The 22,632-nt window shown below is 72.8% G+C and carries 15 protein-coding genes; 5 read left to right on the forward strand and 10 right to left on the reverse strand.

Annotated features, from left to right (window positions below):
• Positions 1 to 13 precede the first annotated feature (13 nt).
• The 8 genes from AC4OR8_RS18180 to glgX form a co-directional block, all read right to left on the reverse strand.
• Positions 14 to 787 (reverse strand): NUDIX hydrolase, encoded by a 774-nt coding sequence (locus AC4OR8_RS18180; protein WP_492167016.1) that lies wholly within the window; start codon positions 785 to 787, stop codon positions 14 to 16.
• Between the two features lie 58 nt (positions 788 to 845).
• Positions 846 to 3,083, reverse strand: a complete 2,238-nt coding sequence (glgB, locus tag AC4OR8_RS18185; RefSeq protein WP_492167017.1) for a 1,4-alpha-glucan branching protein GlgB — start codon at positions 3,081 to 3,083, stop codon at positions 846 to 848.
• Positions 3,080 to 4,609, reverse strand: coding sequence for a maltokinase N-terminal cap-like domain-containing protein (locus AC4OR8_RS18190; RefSeq protein ID WP_492167018.1), 1,530 nt, complete (start codon positions 4,607 to 4,609; stop codon positions 3,080 to 3,082). Before AC4OR8_RS18190 ends, glgB begins: the two co-directional genes overlap by 4 nt.
• Positions 4,606 to 6,486, reverse strand: coding sequence for a maltose alpha-D-glucosyltransferase (gene treS, locus AC4OR8_RS18195; RefSeq protein ID WP_492167019.1), 1,881 nt, complete (start codon positions 6,484 to 6,486; stop codon positions 4,606 to 4,608). Before treS ends, AC4OR8_RS18190 begins: the two co-directional genes overlap by 4 nt.
• The gene (locus AC4OR8_RS18200; RefSeq protein ID WP_492167020.1) at positions 6,483 to 8,504 is read right to left on the reverse strand and encodes an alpha-1,4-glucan--maltose-1-phosphate maltosyltransferase; all 2,022 of its coding nucleotides are present in this window, start codon (positions 8,502 to 8,504) and stop codon (positions 6,483 to 6,485) included. The genes treS and AC4OR8_RS18200 overlap by 4 nt, the downstream gene beginning before the upstream one ends.
• A gap of 333 nt (positions 8,505 to 8,837) precedes the next feature.
• On the reverse strand, positions 8,838 to 9,149 hold the full coding sequence (locus AC4OR8_RS18205) for a GIY-YIG nuclease family protein (protein WP_492167021.1): 312 nt from the start codon (positions 9,147 to 9,149) through the stop codon (positions 8,838 to 8,840).
• Positions 9,150 to 9,470: 321 nt separating this feature from the next.
• Positions 9,471 to 12,908, reverse strand: coding sequence for a M36 family metallopeptidase (locus AC4OR8_RS18210; protein ID WP_492167022.1), 3,438 nt, complete (start codon positions 12,906 to 12,908; stop codon positions 9,471 to 9,473).
• 88 nt (positions 12,909 to 12,996) lie between these two features.
• A complete protein-coding gene (glgX, locus tag AC4OR8_RS18215) occupies positions 12,997 to 15,186 on the reverse strand; it encodes a glycogen debranching protein GlgX (protein WP_492167023.1) in 2,190 nt (729 codons plus the stop codon).
• 139 nt (positions 15,187 to 15,325) lie between these two features.
• Between glgX and AC4OR8_RS18220 the strand changes: the two genes are divergently transcribed.
• From AC4OR8_RS18220 to AC4OR8_RS18235, 4 genes are all read left to right on the forward strand, one after another.
• A complete protein-coding gene (locus AC4OR8_RS18220) occupies positions 15,326 to 16,105 on the forward strand; it encodes an enoyl-CoA hydratase/isomerase family protein (RefSeq protein WP_492167024.1) in 780 nt (259 codons plus the stop codon).
• Between the two features lie 145 nt (positions 16,106 to 16,250).
• Positions 16,251 to 16,673 carry a hypothetical protein gene (locus AC4OR8_RS18225; RefSeq protein ID WP_492167025.1) on the forward strand — a complete coding sequence of 141 codons (423 nt, stop codon included), beginning with the start codon at positions 16,251 to 16,253 and terminating at the stop codon, positions 16,671 to 16,673.
• A gap of 150 nt (positions 16,674 to 16,823) precedes the next feature.
• Positions 16,824 to 17,621 (forward strand): electron transfer flavoprotein subunit beta/FixA family protein, encoded by a 798-nt coding sequence (locus AC4OR8_RS18230; protein ID WP_492167026.1) that lies wholly within the window; start codon positions 16,824 to 16,826, stop codon positions 17,619 to 17,621.
• A gap of 15 nt (positions 17,622 to 17,636) precedes the next feature.
• Positions 17,637 to 18,590: an electron transfer flavoprotein subunit alpha/FixB family protein gene (locus AC4OR8_RS18235; RefSeq protein ID WP_492167027.1), complete on the forward strand. Its 954-nt coding sequence runs from the start codon at positions 17,637 to 17,639 to the stop codon at positions 18,588 to 18,590.
• 70 nt (positions 18,591 to 18,660) lie between these two features.
• On the opposite strand, the gene AC4OR8_RS18240 is transcribed toward AC4OR8_RS18235, so the two are convergent.
• Positions 18,661 to 20,193, reverse strand: coding sequence for a lysyl oxidase family protein (locus tag AC4OR8_RS18240; protein ID WP_492167028.1), 1,533 nt, complete (start codon positions 20,191 to 20,193; stop codon positions 18,661 to 18,663).
• A gap of 164 nt (positions 20,194 to 20,357) precedes the next feature.
• On the opposite strand from AC4OR8_RS18240, the gene AC4OR8_RS18245 reads away from it, so the two are divergent.
• Positions 20,358 to 21,098, forward strand: coding sequence for a hemerythrin domain-containing protein (locus tag AC4OR8_RS18245; RefSeq protein ID WP_492167029.1), 741 nt, complete (start codon positions 20,358 to 20,360; stop codon positions 21,096 to 21,098).
• 242 nt (positions 21,099 to 21,340) lie between these two features.
• On the opposite strand, the gene AC4OR8_RS18250 is transcribed toward AC4OR8_RS18245, so the two are convergent.
• Complete coding sequence (locus AC4OR8_RS18250) at positions 21,341 to 22,564, reverse strand: putative manganese transporter (protein WP_492167030.1); 1,224 nt, start codon at positions 22,562 to 22,564, stop codon at positions 21,341 to 21,343.
• Positions 22,565 to 22,632 lie beyond the last annotated feature (68 nt).

Consider the following 22,632-nt stretch of genomic DNA (forward strand, 5'->3'; position numbering starts at 1 on the left):
CCGAGCGAAGCCTCTAGCGGCCGCTCTCGGTGTACGCCGGGGCGCCGGTGGGGTCGGCGAGGCGGGCCAGGGCGGCCTCGACGCGGCGGGCGGTGAAGTCGGCGCAGCGCTCGCGCACCTGCTCCGGGGTGCAGAACTGCGCGGAGCGGATCTCGCGCACCTGCTCCACGATCGAGGCGGTCAGCGAGGCGGGGTGCTCGCCGCCGTCGAAGACCAGGGTCAGGGCGTCGTCCCAGCCCGACCACGGCGGGAGCCAGTCGGTGAGGAGCAGCTCGCCGGCGGGGATCTGCAGCGCGAGCTCCTCCTCGACCTCGCGGGTGACGGCCTCGCGGGGGGCCTCGCCGACCTCGACGACGCCGCCGGGCAGGTCCCAGTCCTGCTTGTAGGTGAGCTGGCACAGCAGCACCCGACCGCGCGGGTCGCGCACCAGCATCTGGCTGATGGCGCGCTTGCGGGGGAGGAAGGAGTTCAGCAGCGCCCGGAAGCCGGCGGGCTCGTCGGTCGGCTGGTCGGAGGCCAGCCGGGCGTAGACCACCCGGTCGACGGGCGCGCCGTCGACGGTGACGCCGCGCATCACGCCCTCGCGCCGCATCCCCGACCACGTCGCCAGCCGCTGGCCGGCCTCGTCGTCGGGGTCGACCAGCGTCTCCACGCGGGCGTGCTGCAGCAGCGCGGTGGCGACCTCGCGGCGTACGACGTCGACCGACTCGCCGGCGTCCCAGGACAGCCGGGCCACGCCCTCGGCGACGGTGGTGACGCTCGGCTGGGGGACGGGGTGCTGGGTCACCGGACCAGCCTAGTCAGCCGCCGGTGGGGGCCCGAGCCCCCCGCGGACGACACGGCGATCACGAGCGGCGGCGGAACCAGACGGTGGCCAGCGGCGGCACGACCACGTCGGCGTGGGCCGGCTGCCCGGCGTGCTCCCCGGCCACGGCCGTCACCGTGCCGAGGTTGCCGACCCCGGAGCCGGTGTAGGCCTCGGCGTCGGTGTTGAGCACCTCGTCCCAGACGCCCGCGGCGGGGAAGCCCAGCCGGTAGCCGTCGTGGGGCACCGCGGCGAAGTTGGCGACGCAGACCAGGTCGGCGTCACCCGCCGTCGCGCTGGACCCGGCCCCGCTGGACCCGGCAGCGGAGGCAGCGGCCCCGTGACGCACGAACGAGAACGTGTTGCGCCCGGCGTCGTTGGCGTCGACCCAGCTGAACCCCTCGGGCTCGTGGTCGCGCGACCACAGGGCCGGGGTCTCGGCGTAGACCCGGTTGAGGTCGCGCACCAGGCTGTGCACGCCGCGGTGCTCGGGGTGCTCGAGCAGCCACCAGTCGAGCTCGCGCGACTCGGCCCACTCCGACTCCTGGCCCATCTCGGCGCCCATGAACAGCAGCTGCTTGCCCGGGTGGGCCCACATGTAGGCGAGGTAGGCGCGCAGGTTGGCCAGCTGCTGCCACCGGTCACCGGGCATCTTGCGCAGCAGGCTGCCCTTGCCGTGCACGACCTCGTCGTGGCTGATCGGCAGCACGTAGTTCTCCGACCACGCGTAGACCAGCGAGAACGTCATCTCGCCGTGGTGGTGGGCGCGGTGCACGGGGTCGTTGGCGACGTAGCCCAGCGAGTCGTGCATCCAGCCCATGTTCCACTTCAGCCCGAAGCCCAGGCCGTCGGACGAGGTGGGCTGGGTGACGCCCGGCCACGAGGTGGACTCCTCGGCGATCGTCACGATGCCCGGGACCCGCTTGTAGACGGTGGCGTTCATCTCCTGCAGGAACTGCACGGCCTCCAGGTTCTCCCGCCCGCCGTGCTTGTTGGGCGACCACTCGCCCTCCTCGCGGGAGTAGTCGAGGTAGAGCATCGAGGCGACGCCGTCGACGCGCAGGCCGTCGGCGTGGAACTCCTCGAGCCAGTAGATGGCGTTGGCGTAGAGGAAGTTGCGCACCTCGGGGCGCCCGAAGTTGAAGATGTGGGAGCCCCACTCCTTGTGCCACCCGCGCTGGGGGTTGGGGTCCTCGTAGAGCGGGGTGCCGTCGAAGCGCACCAGCGCCCACTCGTCGGTGGCGAAGTGACCGGGCACCCAGTCGAGGATGACGCCGATGCCGGCCTGGTGGAGCCGGTCGACGAGGCGGCGGAAGCCGTCGGGGTCGCCGAAGCGGGAGTCGGGGGCGAAGTAGGAGGTGACGTGGTAGCCCCACGACCCGCCGAACGGGTGCTGCATCACCGGCATCAGCTCGACGTGGGTGAAGCCGAGGTCGGCGAGGTAGGGCACCAGGTCGTCGGCGAGGGTGTCGTAGTCCCACATCGAGCCGTCGTGGTGCTTCTTCCACGAGGCGAGGTGCATCTCGTAGACGCTCATCGCCTCCACGACGGGCCTGCTCGCGGCCCGCTGCGTCATCCAGGCCTCGTCGCCCCAGGTGTGGGTCGACTCGAAGACCCGCGACGCGGTGTCGGCCGGCACCTCGGCCCAGCCGGCCATCGGGTCGGCCTTGTCCAGCCACTGGCCCTCGGGGCTCAGCACGCCGAACCGGTACGCCGTGCCGCTGCCGACGCCGGGCACGAACAGCTCCCACACCCCCGACGTGCCGAGCTGCCGCATGGGGTGCTCGCGGCCGTCCCAGCCGTTGACCTCCGACTTCAGGCGCACGCCGCGCGCGGCGGGGGCCCACACGGCGAACGACGTGCCGCTGACGCCCCCGGCGTAGTGGTGGACGTGGGCGCCGAGCACGGTCCACAGCTGCTCGTGGCGGCCCTCGTTGATCAGGTGGAGGTCCATCTCGCGCACCGTGGGCAGGTAGCGGTAGGGGTCGTCGACCTCGTGGGCGTCACCGTCGTAGGCCACCGCCAGGCGGTAGTCCGGCACGTCGTCGACGGGCAGCACGCCCACCCACACGCCGTCCTGCTCGTGGTCGAGCGGGGTCTCGCCCCAGGCGCCGCGCACGACGACGCTGGAGGCCATCGGCTTGAGCGTGCGCACGGTGACGCCGCCCTCGCCGGGGTGCGGGCCCAGCACGGAGTGGGGGTCGCCGTGGCGACCGGCCACCAGGAGCGCGAGCTCCTCGGCACCGACGGGGACGGGGGTCAGGGGTCGGGAGGTCATGTCGCTCCGATCTCCGCCACGGCGCCGAGCGGGATGTCCACCCAGGTCGGACGGTTGCGTGTCTCGTACACGGTCTCGTAGACCGCCTTGTCGGCGAGGTAGGCGTCGAGCAGCACGTGGTCGGCCTCGCTCAGGTCGCCGCCGTAGGCGGTGATGAAGTGGTTGCGGCTGCGGTGGGCCCACTCGCCTGCCCGCATCGCGCGGGTCTCGCGGCCCTCGGGGTCCTCACCGGCCAGCTGGCGCTCGACCACGCGCGGGGCGTAGTCGAAGGAGCGCAGCATGCCGGCGACGTCGCGCCAGGGGGAGTCGGGCAGCAGCCGGTCGTGCAGCGGCTTGGCCGGCTCGCCCTCGAAGTCGACGATCTTCCAGCCCTTGGCGGTGCGCAGGGTCTGGCCGAGGTGCAGGTCGCCGTGCACCCGCTGCACCGCCACGGTGCCGAGGCGGGCGACCTTGTCGTAGGTGGCGCGCAGGGCGTCGCCGTGCGCCGCGAGCCCGGGCTGCACCAGCGTGGCGGCCTCGAGCCGGCTGGTCATCGCCGCGGCCAGCGCGGTGGTCTCGGCGGCCGACAGCGTGGCGGTGGGGAAGTGCTCGGCCAGCAGGGCGTGCACCTCGCGCAGCGCCTCGCCGAGGCGGGTGGCCTCGCCGGCGAAGTCGCCGCCGGAGTCGTGGGCGTGCAGCTCGGGCTGGGCGTAGAGGTTGCGCACGCTCGACAGCGCGAGGTCCCAGCCGTCGCTGGCGGTGCGCAGGAACTGCTGCAGCATCGCCAGCTGCACGACCGCACCGGTGCCGCCGTCGGCACGCTCGTCGACCCAGTCGAGCCAGCCGTAGAGGGCGGCGACCTTGTCGGACCCGGAACGGGTGAGCACCTCGTGCACCTGGATGTCGGGGTTGACCCCCACGGTGACCTTGCGGAACACCTTCATCAGGGAGTCCTCGCCGTAGTGCACCGAGGAGTTCGACTGCTCCCCGGAGAACAGCGTGGACCACGCCTCGGTGTCGAGGTCGTGCCCCGGCACGCGGTGGAACGCCATCGTGCTGCGCTCGTCGGTCATGTTGCCGCCCGGTCGGGCGGCGGCCTCGTCGAAGGAGCGCAGCCAGCCGGCCATCGCCCGCTTGTCGTGCAGCGCGTCGTAGGCGTGCACCCAGCCCAGGCCGGGCTCCTCCCACCAGCCGAGGAACGCGTGGTCGAGGCGCGACTCGGGGTCGGTGTAGAACGCCAGCGGCACCTGGTAGAGCTCCACGGCGTCGGGCGCGTCGGCGGCGACGTCGTCGTAGGTCAGCTCGACGAGGTGCACCGCGACGGTCGGGGGGCCCTCGACCTGGCCGGGCAGGATGCCGATGCGGCGGATCTCGGTGACCCGGAAGGGGCGGCCCTTGCCGGCGAACCAGCGGGTGCGGGCGAGGTAGTCGACGAAGACCTGCGGGTCGAGGTGGGGCTGCGCGCCGCTGTCGCCTGCGTCGGGCGCGCCGGGAGTGCCGGGCGCGTCGGGCGTGCCGGGGGTCTCCGGCGTCGGGTGGTCGGTCACAGCAGCTGCCCCTCGTGGTGGGTCTCGCTCGGCGTGAGGCGGAACCAGTAGAAGCCGTAGCCCGCCAGGGTCAGGAGGTAGGGCAGCTCGCCGACCTCGGGGAACTGCACCCCGCCCAGCAGCTCCACCGGGCGGCAGCCCTGGAAGCGGCGCAGGTCGAGCTCCACCGGCTGCGGGAAGCGCGACAGGTTGTTGACGCAGAGGATGACGTCCTGGTTGCCCTCGGCGTCCACGTGCTCGCGCACGTACGACAGCACCGTGGAGTTGGAGCCGCCGAGGTCGTGGAACTCGCCGAGCCCGAAGGCCGGGTGGTGGCGGCGGGCGTGGATCATCCGGCGCGTCCAGTGCAGCAGCGAGGAGGAGTTCTCCATCTGCGCCTCGACGTTGACCGACTCGTAGCCGTAGATCGCGTCCTGCACCACCGGCAGGTCGAGGCGGCCGGGGTTGGCGGCGGAGAAGCCGGCGTTGCGGTCGGAGGTCCACTGCATCGGGGTGCGCACGCCGTCGCGGTCGCCGAGCCAGATGTTGTCGCCCATGCCGATCTCGTCGCCGTAGTAGAGCACCGGGCTCCCGGGCAGCGAGAGCAGCAGCGCGTTGAACAGCTCGATCTGGTTGGTGTCGTTCTCCAGCAGCGGCGCCAGTCGCCGGCGGATGCCGATGTTGGCCTTCATCCGCGGGTCCTTGGCGTACTCCGACCACATGTAGTCGCGGTCCTCGTCGGTGACCATCTCGAGGGTGAGCTCGTCGTGGTTGCGCAGGAAGATGCCCCACTGGCAGTTGTGCGGGATCGCCGGCGTCTGCTCGAGGATCTCGGAGATCGGGAAGCGCGACTCGCGGCGCACCGCCATGAAGATGCGCGGCATCACCGGGAAGTGGAACGCCATGTGGCACTCGTCGCCGCCGACCTCGTAGTCGCCGAAGTACTCCACGACGTCGTTGGGCCACTGGTTGGCCTCGCACAGCAGCACCCGGCCGGGGTAGTGCTCGTCGACGTAGGACCGCACCTGGCGCAGGACCTCGTGGGTCTCGGGGAGGTTCTCCCCGTCGGTGCCGGGCCGCTCGTAGAGGTAGGGCACGGCGTCGAGGCGGAACCCGTCGAGACCCATGTCGAGCCAGAACGACATGGCCTCGATCATCGCCTCGTGCACGGCGGGGTTGTCGAAGTTGAGGTCGGGCTGGTGGGAGAAGAAGCGGTGCCAGAAGTACTGCTGGCGCACCGGGTCCCACGTCCAGTTCGACGGCTCGGTGTCGACGAAGATGATGCGGGCGTCCTGGTAGAGCTCGTCGCTGTCGGACCACACGTAGAAGTCGCCGTACGGGCCGTCCGGGTCGGACCGGCTGGCCTGGAACCACGGGTGCTGGTCGCTGGTGTGGTTCATGACGAAGTCGATGATCACGCGGATGCCGCGCTCGTGGGCCTGCTCGAGGAAGTAGCGGAAGTCCTCGATGGTGCCGATCTGCGGCAGCACGCCCGTGTAGTCGGCCACGTCGTAGCCGCCGTCGCGCAGCGGGCTCGGGAAGAACGGCGGGATCCACAGGCAGTCGACGCCGAGCCACTCGAGGTAGTCCAGCTTCTCGACCAGGCCGCGGAAGTCGCCGGTGCCGTCGCCGTTGGAGTCGCGGAACGAGCGGACGAGCACCTCGTAGAACACGGCGGTCTTGAACCAGTCGGGGGTCGTGTACGCCGCCTCGCCGGCGTCGACGCCGGAGCTGGTGTGGCCGTCCTCGACCGGGTCGTCGCCCAGGGCCGGGCCGTCGTGCGCCGCGTCCGTGGTGCTGAGGTCGCTGGTGGGGTCGGTGGACGGGTCGGTGGTCCCCGTGGCGTCGGTGACGTCGGTGACGTCGGTGGTGCCGGTCAGGTCGGACGTGGTGCTCATGCGGGCCTCCGGACCGAGAAGATGTGCGCGGGCTCGTGGTGGGGGTCGAGGCGGACGTAGTTGTGCTGGCTCCACGTCCAGGTCTCGCCGCCGATCTCGTCGGTGACCTCGAAGGTGTCGCCCCACTGCATGCCCAGGGCCGGCAGGTCGAGGTGGACCGTGGTCTCCCGGGTGGCGTGGGGGTCGAGGTTGAGCACGACGAGCACGGTGTCGGCGGGCGCCGCGTCGGGGTCGGCGACCTGCGAGGTCGGCCCCGGCACGACCGGCGTCTGCTTGCTGAACACCAGGATGTTCTCGTCGTCGCTGTGGTGCACCACGACGTTGCGCAGCTGCTGCAGGGCCGGGTGGGCGCGCCGGATCTCGTTCAGCCGCGTCAGGTACGGCGCCAGCGTGCGGCCCTCGGCCGCGGCGCCCTCCCAGTCGCGGATGCGGACCTGGTACTTCTCGGAGTCCAGGTACTCCTCGCTGCCGGGCTTGACCGCGACGTGCTCGTAGAGCTCGTAGCCGGCGTACACGCCCCACGTCGGCGAACCGGTCGCGGCCAGCGCCGCCCGGATCTTGAACGCCGGCGGGCCGCCGTACTGCAGGAACTCGTGGAGGATGTCGGGGGTGTTGACGAAGAAGTTCGGCCGCATGACGTGGTCGGACTCCGTGGACAGCTCGCGCAGGTAGTCCTCGACCTCCCACTTCGCGGTGCGCCAGGTGAAGTAGGTGTAGGACTGGTGGAAGCCGACTGCGCCGAGCCCGCGCATCATCGCGGGGCGGGTGAACGCCTCGGCGAGGAACAGCACGTCGGGGTCGGTGCGCCGCACCTCGCGCAGCAGCCACTCCCAGAACGCCACCGGCTTGGTGTGGGGGTTGTCCACGCGGAAGATCCGCACGCCGTGGGCCATCCAGTGCTTGACGACGCGCAGCACCTCGCGGCAGATGCCGCTCGGGTCGTTGTCGAAGTTGACGGGGTAGATGTCCTGGTACTTCTTCGGCGGGTTCTCCGCGAACGCGATCGAGCCGTCGGCGCGGGTGGTGAAGAACTCGGGGTGGCTGGTGACCCACGGGTGGTCGGGCGCGGCCTGCAGGGCCAGGTCGAGGGCCACCTCGAGGTCGAGCTCACGGGCACGGGCGACGAACGCGTCGAAGTCCTCGATCGTGCCGAGGTCGGGGTGCACGGCGTCGTGGCCGCCGTCCTTCGACCCGATGGCCCAGGGCGAGCCGGGGTCGCCCGGACCGGGCGTCAGGGTGTTGTTCGGGCCCTTGCGGTTGACCTCGCCGATCGGGTGGATCGGGGGGAGGTAGATCACGTCGAAGCCCATCTCGGCGACCGCGTCGAGCCGCTCCGCGGCGGTGCGGAACGTGCCGCTGGTGACGACGCCGGTGGCCTCGTCGCGGGTCGCGCCCTCCGAGCGCGGGAAGAACTCGTACCAGCTGCCGAACAGGGCGCGGGGCCGGTCGGCCCACAGCGGGTAGGGCCCCTCGACGGTGACCAGCTCGCGCAGCGGGTGGGCCGACATCACGGCGACCAGTGCGGGGTCCTGCAGCGCGGCGAGGCGCACCTCGACCGGGCGCGCGGCGTCGGTGGCGGCGGTCAGCCCGGCGGCGACCTGCTCGGCGCCCTGGGTGTCGTCGGCGGCGAGCAGCTCGCGCACCCGCTCCAGCAGCAGCCGGCCCTCGGTGAACATCAGCTCCACGTCGACACCCGCGGGGATCTTCAGCCCGGCGGCGTGCTCCCACGTGCCGACGGGGTCGGCCCAGGCGTGCACCTCGAACGACCAGGCACCGCCCTCGTCGGGCACCACCCAGGCGTCGTACCGGTCGGGCACGGTCTCGTGCTTGGTCATCCGCACCGGCGGGCGTCGCGCGCCGTCGGGACCGATGAGCACGACCTCGGCGCCGAGCCGGTCGTGGCCCTCGCGGAAGACCGTCGCCGAGACCGGCAACGGCTCGCCGACCGTGGCCTTCGCTGGGAGTCGACCGAGGTCGACGAGGGGCTTGACGTGCATGACGGGGATGCGTCCGACCATGCGTCCACCCAAGCGGCCCGCTCCGGGCGATGCAAGACGACGGACCTGTCGCCACCCCCTGGGGTGACCGCGCCTTTGGATCGTTCCAGTGGATACGGCCACAGCGCCGTGGGTCGCGCGTGGTCGAGACCGCCGCAGGCTGCGCTGGTACGCCGCGCGAGGGGTTCTGCGGGGGCGCCGTGGGTCGAGCAGTGAGGAGCGCCAGCGACGAGCGTCGTCGAGACCGCTGCAGCCTGGGCTGGTACGTCGCGCGCGCAGTTCCCTGCACGGGCACGGGTGGTGTCGACGGCGCTCGAGCCTCGGCCACCGCTGGCCGACGACGGCGGCCCGCGATCAGTCACCGGCGTCCTCCGGCGGGGGACGGTTCCGTCCACGGGCCAGCCCCGGGAGGAGGTCGAGGCGCCCCTCGATCAGCGCCATCCGCTTGGCTCGACCCCAGCCCTGCACCTGCTTCTCGTAGCGGAACGCCTCGTCGACACGGGTGAACTCAGCAGCCCAGGCCAGCACGACGGGGCGCCGCCGGGCGGGCCGGGTGTACGCCGCCCCGATGCCGGCGTCGTGCTCGCCGAGCCTGCGCTCGAGGTCGACGGTGCTGCCCACGTAGAGCGAACCGTCGGCGCACCGCAGGATGTAGACCCAGGCCATGCCGCCAGCGTTCCCCGTTCGGCGGGGCCCGGTCCCGGTGCGGTCTGCGCCTGTGGACGATCGGCCGGGCGGCGTGGACGGGTGGGGTGCTCGGGTGGTGGTGGTCTCGACGACGCTCGAGCCTTCGGCCCTCGCTGCTCGACCTACGGGTGGCGGTGGTCTCGACGACGCTCGAGCCTTCGGCCCTCGCTGCTCGACCTACGGGTGGCAGTGGTCTCGACGCTCGACGGGCGGGAAGCCGTACGGGCAGGCTCGACCGGACGCGCCGACGGGCGGGCCCGGGGGCCCGCCCGTCGGCGGTGGTGCGGTGGTGCGGGTGGGTCAGCGGGTGAAGACCTGCAGCTCGGCAGCGTGCACGATGGTGCCGCGGTCGGACGCCGTGGAGCAGTCGGTGTCGTTGAGCGGGTCGTCGTCGAGCTCACCGGCGTAGCCGGCGAAGCCGGTGCACTGGTTCTCCAGGGTCACCAGCCGCACGGCGGCGGCGGTGCTGGCCTTCACCGGGAAGGAGCGCAGCGTCTGGTCGGGGGCGACCGGACGGGGGCGCTTGCCCGGGAAAGCGTCGTTCGCCGAGGTGTAGACGCGCTTCCAGGTGGCGTCGGCGCTGGTGCACGCCGAGGCGCACACCTCGATGGCGAACTTGCGCAGCGCGGTGAACCGCGAGCCCGAGTCGGGGTCCTCGTCCACGGCGAGCGGCACGGTCTCGTCGGTGGGCGGGGCGGGGGTCAGCAGCGCGCTGACCTGCACCCGGCGCACGGTGTGGGTGCCACCGGCGAGGTCCACGGCCACGGAGGGCTGGGAGACGTCGACGTTCTCGGCGGTCACCCCGCCCCAGTTGGTGGCCTCGGTGCCGTCGATGAGGAAGTCGGCGTTGCGCGAGCCCTCGGTGGCGTCGATGACCGACGCCCCCGAGGCGGCGGCGGCGAGGTTGGTGCCGCCGCCGAGACGCACGACCTGCGAGCCCGGCTGGACGGTGACGCTGAAGCGGCGGAAGCCGCCCTTCTCCGAGACGGCCACCATGCGGTAGCGGCCCGGCACGAAGACAGCGCTGGCGTCGAGGCGCTTGGTGGACGACGCGAGGTCGGCCACCGGGGTGGCCCGGGCCTCGTACTGCCCGACGTACACCTCGGTGCCGGCGTCGCCGCCGGTGAAGCGGACGGTGCCGTTGCGGTGCTGCGGCGAGGCGAAGCTGGCGACGGTGTCCTCGGAGTCGGCGTTCGGCACCGAGGCGTTCTTGCCCATGCCGCGCTGGGCGAAGGCCTTCCACATCACGTCGACGTCCTTGCCGCGGAAGCGCAGCCGGTCGGCGGCGAGCATCGCGTCACGCGCGTCGAGCATCGACGTCGCGCCCTGCTGGAGCAGGAACGAGTCGAACATCAGCTGCACCCAGCGCCGGTTGCCCGGGCAGAGGTTGGCCGGCAGGGGAGAGGCGGTCTGGTCGCCCTGCGCGCAGCGCAGCTGCAGCTTGCGGTTGGCGTAGGGGAACTGGGCGTCGTACTTCTTGACCAGCGCCTGGCGCACGGCCCACTGGGTGCCGTTCCAGATCTCACCGTCGGAGTGCACCTCGGCACCGGTGGTGTCGAAGCCGTAGTCGGAGTAGTTCAGCGGGTTCTTGTTGATCGCGTAGTCGCGGATCGCGACCGACTTGTTGCCGGTGGCGTAGACGCCGACGGCCCAGACGTTGCCGCCGTTGGAGTAGCCGTGGCTGAACTGGTACTCCGCGGCGACCAGGTCGCTCCACGACTCACCCATGGCTGCGCCCTGCTCGGAGGTCAGGCCCTCGTCGGGCCCGGCGACCATGCGGTTGCTGATCGCGTGGGTGTACTCGTGGCCGACGATGCCCATGTCGAGGCCACCGTCGGTGCAGGGGGAGTAGAAGGCGCCGGCGATGGGCTGGAACAGGTACTGGTTGGTGATGCCCGGCACGCCGTCCTGCAGGGTGATCTGGTTGGCGTTGTCCCGGCCGAGGCCGGTCAGGTACGTCGCGCCGGTGAGCGCTCCGGCCTGCGCGTTGCCGATCTCCTGGTCACCGGCGACGCCGCCGCGACCGTGGTTGTCGAGCTGCATGTTGTAGTTCTCCTCGGTGAAGCCGAGGTAGTAGCTGTAGTCGTGCATGCGGTTGTGCGACACGAACAGGTTGCCGACCGAGAAGTCGATGTCGTTGCCGCCGGGGGTCAGCTGCGAGGGGTTGCAGCGCTCCTCGTTCCAGGCGTCGGTGAACTCGGTCGTGTACTCCCGGGTGGGGGAGACGGGGGCCTGGAACAGGCCGCCCGGGGTCAGCGGGCTGGCCCACGCCTCGTGGGTGTTGGCGTTGTTGCCGACGGTGGTGGAGGTCGGCACGGTGCCGCCGAAGGTGTCCCACGGGCCGACGGAGGCCGGGCCGCGCAGCGGACCGGTCGGGCTGGTGCAGTCGGAGGCGTTGACCCAGCACCCGATGATCGCGTTGGCGGGCACGTCGCCCTGGCCGAGGCTGGTCATCGCGGGGTTGGCGGTGAAGTAGCGCCACTTCGGGTTTCCGGTGACCTGGCCGGCCTCCGGGCCGCTCTGGTCGCTGGTGCTGACGCTCAGGGCGTACTGGCCGACGACCGCGGACGCGGCGTCGAAGGGGCAGACCTGCACGGAGTAGACCCCGGCCGGGATCTTCTCGGCGGTGTACGTCGCCACCTCGGGGCTGGTGAGGAGGTCCTGGTCGAGCAGGAGCTGACCGTTGCTGCCGAACAGCTTGACGGTGATGTCGTCGGTGGGCGCGGCGATGCCGACGGCGTTGATGGTGCGGGTGGCGCCGTCGGTCAGCTCGAACTCGTGCTTCTCGCCGCAGGACGCCGCGGTGAAGGTGCCGGTGAACGCGTCGTTGTAGACGGCGTTCTCCACCTGGTTCTGGCGCACCAGCACCTTGCCGGTGACCGCGTCGACCATCGAGGTGAAGGCCATCGCGTTGCCGGCTTCGGAGTCGACGACGTTGGCCTCGAAGACCGGTCGCACGCCGTCGGGGGTGGGCAGGGCGCGCAGGCGCACCTGCTGCTCCTGGGCGAAGCCGGGCACCTGCAGGCGGGTCCAGTCGTCGGAGCCGGAGACGGACTCGACGATGTCGCTCACCAGGCCGGTGCTGAACGTGGGACGCACGTCGCGCGCCGCGGCCACCCAGCCCTCGAGGGGGCTCAGCGTCGCGTCGGCGGGGGTGCCGGTGACGCGGGTCAGCGAGGAGGAGACGTAGGCGATCTCGCCGTTCGCGACGCCGACCGTGACCAGGCCGCCGCGGGCGGGGGCGAGGCCGCCGAAGTCCTGACGGAGCAGCACGGCGCGGGCCGGGCTCTGCGCCAGCTCCTGGTTCTGCACGAGCACGAGGTCGCCCATCTCGGCGGCCGACAGCCCGAAGACCGCGGCGTTGGCCCGCAGCCAGGCGCGCGCCGCGACGACGGGGTTCGTCGAGGTGGCGCGGGCGAGCACGCCGTCGGCGGGCAGGATCGACGACGGCGTGCCGAGGTCGTTCCAGCGCAGGTCGACGGCGCCGAGGCCGCGCGCCGCGCTGACCTGGGCGGCCAGCGGCTTCACCACGCCCCGGACGTCGACGTCGGTGAGCCCCCCGACGGGGTCACCGAGGGTGACGACGTCGTCGGGGGCGATCGTGGGGTCGGCGGTGAGGACCGCCTGGGGCGTGGTGCCGGCGAGGGCGGGCAGCTGGACGAGCCCGGGGACCGCCGCAGCGGTCAGCAGGGCGATCGCGGCCGTCGTGCGACGGCGGCGCCGAGAGGGTGAGGTCATGGCCACCCAACGGCGTGCGGGGCCCGCGGTTACGCGCCGGTAGCCGCCGAGACCGCACCGTGACCCGACGGTGACCTGCCGGGAGGCGCTACTCGGTCTGCTGGAGCACGACCACCGACCGGCTCGCCAGGGTGACCTGGTCACCGGTCTTGACCGGGGTGCCGTGGGGCAGGGCGGGGTCGGTGGAGACCACGACCTCGGTGGCGCGCACCCAGTCGTTGACCGGCAGCTCCACGGTGCGGGGCTGCGAGCTGGAGTTGAGCCAGATCATGAAGGAGGAGTCGAACTGCTGCTGCCCGCGAGGCCCGGGGGAGCGCAGCGGCGCGCCGGAGAGGAACAGCGCCACCGTCTTCAGGCCCTGGTCGTGCCAGTCGGCCTCGGTCATCTCCCGGCCCGACGGGTGGATCCAGGCGAGGTCCTTAGGGCCGCCCCGGATGGTCGGCCGCCCCTCGAACCAGTGCCGCTGGCGCAGCGCGGGGTGGTCGCGGCGCAGCCGCAGCGCCGTGCGGGTGAGGCGGTGCACGTCGAGCCACGCGTCGTCGTCGGACCAGTCGATCCACGACAGCTCGCCGTCCTGGCAGTAGGCGTTGTTGTTGCCGCGCTGGGTGCGGCCCCGCTCGTCGCCGGCGGTGATCATCGGCACGCCGTTGCTCAGGCACAGCGTGGCCATCAGGTTGGCCGCCTGGCGCCGGCGCAGCTCCTGCACCTGCGGGTCGTCGGTCTCGCCCTCGACGCCGTGGTTCCACGACCGGTTGTTGTCGGTGCCGTCGCGGTTGTCCTCGCCGTTGGCCTCGTTGTGCTTGTGGTCGTAGGACACCACGTCGCGCAGCGTGAAGCCGTCGTGGGCGGTCACGAAGTTGACCGAGTTGTACGCCGAGCGGCCGTCGTCGGCGTAGAGGTCGGAGGACCCGGCCAGCCGGGTGGCGACGCGGTGGACGCCGGCGCTCTGCCCCCGCCAGAAGTCGCGGACGGTGTCGCGGTACTGGTCGTTCCACTCCACCCACGGCGGCGGCATCCGCCCCACGAGGTAGCCGTCCATCGAGGCGTCCCACGGCTCGGCGATGAGCTTGACGTGGCGCAGGACCGGGTCCTGGCCGATCGCGGTGAGCAGCGCGCAGCGCATGTCGACGTCGTGGCCGGTGCGGGTCAGCGCGGAGAGCAGGTCGAAGCGGAAGCCGTCGACGTGCATCTCGGTGACCCAGTAGCGCAGCGAGTCGAGGATCAGGCGCAGCGTCTGGGGGTCGTCGGAGCTGACGGTGTTGCCGCAGCCGGTGACGTCGAAGTAGGCGTCGTCGAACGTGGCGGCGCCGGTGACGGGGTCGGTGGTGGGGGTCGCGCGCTTGTAGAACCCGCGGTCGTCGAGCCCGCGGAACGACAGCGTCGGCCCGAGCGGGCCGGCCTCCGCGGTGTGGTTGTAGACCACGTCGAGGATCACCTCGAGGCCCGCGCGGTGGAAGCCCTTCACCATCTCCTTGAACTCCGCGACCTGTTCGCCGCGCTGGCCCGTGGCGGCGTACGGGTGGTGCGGGGCGAAGTAGCCGATCGAGTTGTAGCCCCAGTAGTTCGACGTGCCCCGGGCGGTCAGCGCGGGCTCGGAGACGAACTGGTGGACGGGCAGCAGCTCCACCGCGGTCACGCCGAGGTCCTTGAGGTAGCCGGTGACCGCCGGGTGGGCGAGACCGGCGTAGGTGCCGCGCAGCTCCTCGGGCACGCGCGGGTGCAGCGCGGTCATCCCCTTGACGTGGGCCTCGTAGATCACGGTGTCGCGCCAGCGCCGCCGCATCGGGACGTCGCCCTCCCAGTCGAAGGTCGGGTCGACCACCACGCTGCGCGGCACGTGGGGCGCGGAGTCGGTGGTGTCGGGCTCCAGCGGCGCACCGCGGCGGTAGGAGTACGTCGACTCGTCGGGCACGTAGTCGCCGCAGACCGCGAGGCCGTAGGGGTCGAGCAGCAGCTTGGCGGGGTTGAACCGCAGCCCGCGCTCGGGGTCCCACGGCCCGTCGACGCGGTAGCCGTAGCGGGTGCCGCTCGGCAGCGCCGGGATGGCGCCGTGGAAGATGCCGAGCGAGCGCTCGGTGAGCGGGTAGCGCCTCTCCACCTCCGGGCCCTCGGTGCCGGCGGGGGGCTCCTCGACCAGGCACACCCAGGCGTGGGTGGCGTTCGGGGCGTAGACCGCGAAGTTCGTCGCCTCCTGGGTCCACGTGGCCCCCAGGGGCCAGTTGCGGCCGGGCCAGACCGGGGAGGTCTGCCCGAGGTGGGTCCAGGTCGTCGGCGTCACGGGCGCCATCATCGCCGATGGTGGCAGCATGCCGTGGGCGGCCCGGCGCACGCGGGATCCACCTGCCGATCGGCGCCGGCCGCGCACCGACCGACACAGGGGCGCCCGTCCGCGGGCCCGAGGAGACGAGGACGAGACCATGGGTGAGTTCGTACGGCTGGAGGTCGCCGACGGCGTCGCGACGATCCGGCTCGACCGGCCGAAGATGAACGCGATCAGCACCCAGGTGCAGGACGAGCTGCTCGCCGCGGCGCTGGAGGCCACCGAGCGCGACGACGTGCGCGCCGTGGTGCTCTACGGCGGGGAGCGGGTCTTCGCGGCGGGCAACGACGTCAAGGAGATGGCCGCCATGTCGCACGTCGACATGGTCAAGCGCTCCGGGCCCCTGCAGGCGGCCGTCACCGCGGTGGCCCGCATCCCCAAGCCCGTCGTCGCCGCCGTGACCGGCTACGCCCTCGGCGGCGGCTGCGAGCTCGCGCTGGCCGCCGACGTCCGCTTCGCCGCCGACGACGCCGTGCTCGGCCAGCCGGAGGTGCTGCTCGGCATCATCCCGGGCGCCGGCGGCACCCAGCGGCTGAGCCGCCTGGTGGGGCCGAGCCGGGCCAAGGACCTGATCTTCACCGGCCGCTTCGTGGGGGCGGCGGAGGCCTTGGCCATCGGCCTGGTCGACAAGGTCGTGCCGGCCGCCGACGTGCACGCCGAGGCGCTGGCGTGGGCCGGGCAGTTCAGCGGTGCGGCGGCGTACGCCCTGCGCGCGGCCAAGGAGAGCGTGGACCGGGGCCTGGAGGTCGACCTCGACAGCGGCCTGGAGATGGAGCGTCAGCAGTTCGCGGCGCTGTTCGCCACCCGCGACCGGGAGATCGGGATGACGTCGTTCGTGGAGCGCGGACCGGGCAAGGCGGTCTTCGAGGGGCGCTGACCCGCCCCTGTCCGAGGCGTCGGCGACCCGCCGGTGGACACGTGTACGCCCACGCGTCGCGTGTGTCATCCTTCACACCCTGGCGCCCGCCGCGCCGGACGAACGAGCCGGCGCACGGGCCGGACGACTGCTGAAGGGGTGCACGATGGCGCGACTGGGGACGCGACTGGGTCGGAAGGGCAGCACGCCCGCCGAGGGCGAGGAGGCCGACGAGACGACGGCCGCCGCGGCCAAGGAGCCGAAGCCCCGGCGCGACCACAGCAAGCTCGTGGCCACGGTGCGCCAGCGCCTCGCGCAGGTGGTGTGGCTGCTGTTCGTGCTGTGTGCGCTGGCCCTGGCCGTCGGGGCGCTGCTGATCGCCATCGACGCCAACCGCGGCAACGACCTGGTGCGCGCGGTGCTCGACACCGCCGACGCCGTCGACCTCGGCATCTTCTCGCGCGCCAAGGGCATCATGGAGTTCAAGGGCAGCAACGCCGCCACCAAGAACGCCCTGGTCAACTGGGGCCTCGGTGCCGTCGCCTACCTCGTGGTCGGCCGGATCCTCGACCGGATCATCCGGCCCTGACGTCTCGCGCCCGACCCTGACCGACCCTGACAGCGGTGCTGTCAGGCATGTGAGATAGCCAACGACGGCCCTCGGTACCGCCGTTGGTGACCCGGCGGTAACCTCGGCCACACATCGAGTGCACAGGAGGGGCCCGCCCGGCCATCTGCCATGAACATCATCGTCTGTGTGAAGTACGTTCCCGACGCCACCGCCGACCGCCAGTTCGAGTCCGACTACACCGTCGACCGCGTGGGTGTCGACGGCCTGCTGTCCGAGCTCGACGAGTACGCCGTCGAGCAGGCCCTCCAGCTCAAGGAGAAGGCCGGCGACGACACCACCGTCACCGCCCTCTGCGTGGGTCCCGAGAAGGCCGTCGACGCCGTCCGCAAGGCCCTGCAGATGGGGGCCGACCAGGGTGTGCTCGTCTCCGACGAGGCCATCGCCGGCTCCGACTACATCGCCACCTCGCTCGTGCTGGCCAAGGCCGTCGAGAAGGCCGGTGCGGAGAAGCCCGTCGACCTGGTCATCTGCGGCATGGCCAGCACCGACGCCTCCGGCAGCGTCGTCCCGGCGATGCTCGCCGAGCGTCTCGACCTGCCCCAGGTCACGTTCGCCTCGGTCATCGAGACCCAGGGCGACCAGATCCGGGTGAAGCGCGACTCCGACACCGCCACCGAGGTCATCGGTGCGACGTTCCCGCTGGTGCTGTCGGTGACCGACCAGACCGGCGAGGCGCGCTACCCCTCCTTCAAGGGCATCATGGCCGCGAAGAAGAAGCCGATGCAGACGTGGTCGCTCGCCGACATCGGCGTCGACCCCGCGCAGGTCGGTCTCTCCGTGGCCTGGAGCCAGGTCGAGGAGGCCGCCGAGCGCCCGCCGCGCACGGCCGGCGAGATCGTCACCGACGAGGACGGGTCGGGCGCCAGCGCGCTGACCGGGTTCCTCGCCTCCAAGAAGTTCATCTGAGGACGAGGAGCACTGATGTCTGAGGTCCTGGTCGTCGTCGACCACGTCGACGGCGCGATCCGCAAGCCCACCTTCGAGCTGCTGGCCCTGGCCAAGCGCCTCGGCTCGCCCGCTGCGGTCTTCTTCGGCGGTGCCGACAAGGCCACCGCCGTCGCGGAGAAGCTCACCGCCTACGGCGCCGACAAGATCTACGTCGTCGACGACGCCGAGATCAAGGGCTACCTGGTGGCCCCCAAGGCCGAGGCCCTGCAGCAGCTGGTGGAGAAGACCTCCCCGGCCGCCGTGCTGCTGGTCTCGGGCTACGAGGGCAAGGAGGTCGCCGGTCGCCTGGCGATCAAGACCGGCTCGGGGCTGATCACCGACGCCGTGGACGTCGAGGAGGGCGGGGTGACCACGCAGAGCGTGTTCGCCGGCAACTTCTCGGTGAAGGCCAAGGTCACCACCGGCACCCCGATCATCACCGTCAAGCCCAACTCCGCCACCCCGGAGGAGACCCCGGGCGCCGGGGCGGTCGAGCAGTTCGCCGCCACCATCTCGGAGAAGGCCAAGAAGGCGCAGATCGTGGCCCAGCAGCCGCGTCAGGCCACCGGTCGCCCCGAGCTCACCGAGGCCGCGATCGTGGTCTCCGGTGGTCGTGGCACCGGCGGCGACTTCGCCCCGGTCGAGGGCCTCGCTGACGCCCTGGGTGCCGCGGTCGGCGCCTCGCGTGCCGCCGTCGACTCCGGGTGGATGCCGCACAGCTTCCAGGTGGGCCAGACCGGCAAGACCGTGTCGCCGCAGCTCTACGTGGCCAACGGCATCTCCGGTGCGATCCAGCACCGCGCCGGCATGCAGACCTCCAAGACGATCGTCGCGGTCAACAAGGACGAGGAGGCGCCGATCTTCGAGCTCGTCGACTTCGGTGTGGTGGGCGACCTCCACGCGGTCCTGCCCGCGGCCACCGAGGAGATCACCAAGCGCAAGGGCTGAGCCGCCCCGACGCCACGACGGCCCGGCACCCCACGAGGGGTGCCGGGCCGTCGTGCGTCCCGCCCGGGGGTCAGCCGCGCGAGAACCAGTCGGGCTCCACGACCAGGCCCACCGGCCGGGTGACCAGTCGGCGGTTCTCCGCGGTGCCCCGGAGCCACACCGGCCGCAGCGCGGTGTTGTTCGCGGTGTCGGACTCGACGAGGTCGCCGTCGGGGTTGGCCAGCACCTGCACGTAGTACTTGCCGTTGGGCAGGTCGGCCACCTTGAACGACTGCCCGGCCCGGTACTGCCCGTAGGTGTCGCCGTGGCCCGACGAGAGCACCTCGCGCAGCGACAGCGACCCGCGGCTGCCGCACGAGGTGGACAGGTCGTCCTGCTCCGCGCGCCAGGCGGCCCCGGGCACGGTCAGGTCGACGGCGTCGGTGTTGGCGAGGCAGAACGCCTCCTTGCGCGAGCGCACGACCTCGTCGAGGTCGGCGCTCAGCAGGGAGTAGCGGGCGAAGTCCTCGAAGTGCCAGTGCTGGTGGGTGTCGTCGGCGTCCCAGTGGAAGTCGGCGCCGGCGACGCGCTGGTAGCCCACCTGCTCGCCGTCGGCGTCGAAGAAGTACTGGTAGGCGTCCATCACGTCCTCGCCCTCGCGGCGGAAGCCGTCGACGACCAGCGGGCTGCTGCCGGCGTTCCAGACGGTGGCCGCGAACTGCAGGTAGCGACCGCTGTCGCTGAGCTGCATGCCCCAGGCCGGCAGCGAGCGCAGGTCGGGCTGGTCGGTCGGCACCTCGCCGGCGGCCGCGGCCCCGGGCTCGGTGTCCGCGGGCTCGTCGGCTGCCCCCGTGGCGGTGGGGTCGGCCTGCGGCCGGAACCAGGGCCCGTCGCGGCGCTCGCGCACCACGACGCTGAAGTCGCGCGCGGCGTCGGGGTCGGTGCCCAGCGCCGTCGCCCACTCGTCGCCGAAGGCGACGGTGGCGTCGTAGCGGCCCGGCTGCAGCCGCAACGAGGTGTACTCAGCGACCGGGGAGGCCCAGCCGGCCTCCACGCCCTGCACCGCACCGAGGGTGAACGGGTTCGACCCGCCGCACCAGCTGGGGTAGCGGGAGTCCGCGGGGCCGTGGGGTGCGTAGCGCTCCGACTCCCACCCGCCGACGCAGGCGCTGATGTCGATGGTGCGGGTCCTGCCGTCGCCGACCGGGTCGAGGGTGAGGGTGACGAAGTCGTCGAGCCCCCCGAAGCCCTCCGACGAGGGCATCGTGACGTCCTGGCCGTCGGGCGCGCGCCAGACGGTGCGGATCGGGTCGTCGTACGACGCCCGGGTGGTGCGGACCTCGAACGGGTCGGCGCCCGCGCGCAGGCGCACCCCGAGGTCGCCGTGGGCCCACCCGCGGTGCTGGCGCAGCCGCACCGTGTCGGGCGCCCACAGGGAGATGTCGGCGGGGGCGGCCGCTCGTGCGCCCACGGTGTCGGCGGAGGACCCGGAGGAGGACCCGGGGGAGCCGGCAGGGTCGGCTGCGGCGCCGGCGGCGGACAGGGCGGTGGCGGCTGCCGCGAGCGCTGCGACGGCGGCTGCGGCGCGACGGGCGGGGCGCGCGGGGGTGCGGGTGCGGGACATGGAGGCCTTCCGGATAGGTCGTGGTCGCAACCTATGACGCGTGGGGACCCCGTGGGGTTGTCTTTCCACCACTGACCTCGCTCGGGTGGGAGCCGCGTCGCGGCGTGGCCCGGCACGGGCTGGGTACCCGGAGGGTTCCTGCCTGCGACCCCGAGGAGCCCACCGTGCGATCACTGAGCGACCAGACCGAGACCGACCTGGGCGGCACCTGGAGCGTCCTGGTGCGTCAGAAGCGCGACCACGTGCGCCTCGACGAGCTGCTCGAGCGCCTCGTGCGGACCGAGGCCGACAGCCGCGACGCGACGCCGGACGACCCGCGGCGCGCGGCCTACGAGGAGACCATGAACCAGGTGTGCCGCCTGGTGTTCCCCCACGCCTTCGCGGAGGAGTCGGTGCTCTGGCCCGAGGTGCGCCGGGTGCTGCCCGACGGCGAGGAGCTGACCCTGCAGGTGGAGAAGGAGCACCAGGAGGTCAACGAGCTGGTGGTGCGCCTCGAGCAGCCGGCCACCGTCGGTGCGGCCCGCGGCCGCGTGGTGGCCCGGCTGGTGGAGATCTTGCGGGAGGACGTCCGCGACGAGGAGGACGTGATGCTGCCGCGGCTCCAGGAGGCGCTGGACGTCGCCCGGCTGCGCCGCCTCGGCCTCGCCTGGGAGGTCGTTCGACGCACGGCGCCCACGCGCCCGCACCCCCGCGTCTCGCGGCGGCCACCCGGCAACGTGCTGGCCGCGTTCCCGCTGAGCGTGCTCGACCGGGGCCGCGACGTCCTCGACAAGGCGGCGCGCCTCACCCCGCCGCCGGTCGCGGCGAGCCTGCGCTCAGCCAGCCTGGTGGCGGCCGGTGCGTCCGGTCGGGTCGAGCAGATCAGCGCGCTGCGCCGCGGCGAGGACCCCAGCACCAGCCGCTGAGGGCACCGGAGCGCCCGTGGCCACCGCGGCCAGGGGACCCGGCTGCGTGCCCGTCGGGACCGACGTCCCGGCGGGCACCGCTGCGCGACGGGAGTGGCGCAGCCGTGCAGCGAGGTGGGCCAGCACGACGGCGCCGGCGGCGATGCCCCACGGGGTGCCGGTCAGGGCCAGCACCAGCGCGAGGGTGAGCTGGAGTCGGTCGGGGAGCTGCAGGTGCATCGGGGTCTCCTTCGGGAGCGCGGTCAGGTGAGCAGGAGCAGGGCGAGCCCGACCAGCAGGGCCGGCACGGTGGTGAGCAGGGTGGCCAGCAGCGCCGAGCGGTGCTCGAGGGCGAACAGGGGGATCAGCGCGTCGCCGTCCTGGCTGATGGTGTTGGCCACCAGCGTCGGCAGCGGCATGCCACCGGCGACGAAGAGACCGGCGAAGACGATCTGCACCGCGCATCCGGGGATGAGGCCCACCAGGGCGCCCACGACGACGCCGGTGACGCCGAGGACGGGCAGCTGTGAGCCGTCGAAGCCGGTGAGGTGGGTGGTCAGCGACCACGCGAGGTAGGCCACGGCCACCCAGGTGGTGATGAAGGCGACCTCGTGGCCGCCGTGGCGCAGCACCTGCGTCATCGAGGTGGGGTGGGCGCTGCTGGTGTCGTCGTCGGCCAGCGAGCAGCCGCCGGCGACGAACGCGACCACGGCCAGCGTGGTGCCGGTCGCGCCGATCGCGAGGTAGGGGTCGACGCCGCCGAGCAGCGCGTGGCCGAGGGCGGCCGGGTCGAGCAGCTGGAACGTCACGGGCAGGCTGAGCACGGCGCCGGTGGCCAGCGCCAGCCACAGCACGGCGGGCAGCACCCCGAGGTCGTGCAGCCGGGGAAACGGCAGCGCGGACGCCGGGACGCCGGCGTCGGGGACCTGGGAGGTGCCGGGGACGTCCGGGACGTCGGGGGTGCGCAGCAGCACCGGGAGGAGAGTGGCGGGCAGCGACCCGCCGGTGGACCCCACCGCTGCGGCGACGGGCCGGCGCCGGTCGGCGCCCCGCCGTGCGCCGGCGGCGTCGGAACCGGCCCGGTCGGCCCGGCGGCGCGGGGCGATGCCGAGGGCGTCCACGGCGTACCCGGCCGCCGCCCCCGTGCCGACCAGCAGCACCTTCAGCTGCAGCGTCAGCAGGGGGTCGGCGGCCAGCAGCACCCAGGTGGCGTCGCCCATCGTGGCCACGAGGGCAGCGATGGCGGCGCCGTAGGACACCGCGCCGCGGGAGTACAGCGCCATCACCACGATCGCGCCGCCGCACCCCGGCGGCACCGTGAGGAGCGCCGCGACGAGCGGCCCGAGGCGCCGGTGGCGCTCCAGGGCCGCGTCGAGGCGGTGGCCCCAACGGTGCCGCGCCCACCCGAACGGTGCCACCAGGAGGGCGACGAAGACGCCGACCTCCATGAAGGCGTCGGCCAGGGGACGGACCACGAGCTCGAGCACGGTCTTCTCCTGACGGGGTGGCGGGGCGGTGACGGGCGGCGACGGGGTGGTGACGGGTGAGCCGGGTG

This window comes from Nocardioides sp. FY1077, assembly GCF_058681775.1.

Bases quoted from the DNA above. Each gene is read 5' to 3' on its own strand.
- AC4OR8_RS18210 (WP_492167022.1), bottom strand. From the start codon at position 12,908: ATGACCTCACCCTCTCGGCGCCGCCGTCGCACGACGGCCGCGATCGCC.
- AC4OR8_RS18240 (WP_492167028.1), bottom strand. From the start codon at position 20,193: ATGTCCCGCACCCGCACCCCCGCGCGCCCCGCCCGTCGCGCCGCAGCC.
- treS (WP_492167019.1), bottom strand. From the start codon at position 6,486: ATGAGCACCACGTCCGACCTGACCGGCACCACCGACGTCACCGACGTC.
- AC4OR8_RS18200 (WP_492167020.1), bottom strand. From the start codon at position 8,504: ATGGTCGGACGCATCCCCGTCATGCACGTCAAGCCCCTCGTCGACCTC.
- AC4OR8_RS18225 (WP_492167025.1), top strand. From the start codon at position 16,251: ATGGCGCGACTGGGGACGCGACTGGGTCGGAAGGGCAGCACGCCCGCC.
- AC4OR8_RS18220 (WP_492167024.1), top strand. From the start codon at position 15,326: ATGGGTGAGTTCGTACGGCTGGAGGTCGCCGACGGCGTCGCGACGATC.
- AC4OR8_RS18235 (WP_492167027.1), top strand. From the start codon at position 17,637: ATGTCTGAGGTCCTGGTCGTCGTCGACCACGTCGACGGCGCGATCCGC.
- glgB (WP_492167017.1), bottom strand. From the start codon at position 3,083: ATGACCTCCCGACCCCTGACCCCCGTCCCCGTCGGTGCCGAGGAGCTC.
- AC4OR8_RS18205 (WP_492167021.1), bottom strand. From the start codon at position 9,149: ATGGCCTGGGTCTACATCCTGCGGTGCGCCGACGGTTCGCTCTACGTG.
- AC4OR8_RS18230 (WP_492167026.1), top strand. From the start codon at position 16,824: ATGAACATCATCGTCTGTGTGAAGTACGTTCCCGACGCCACCGCCGAC.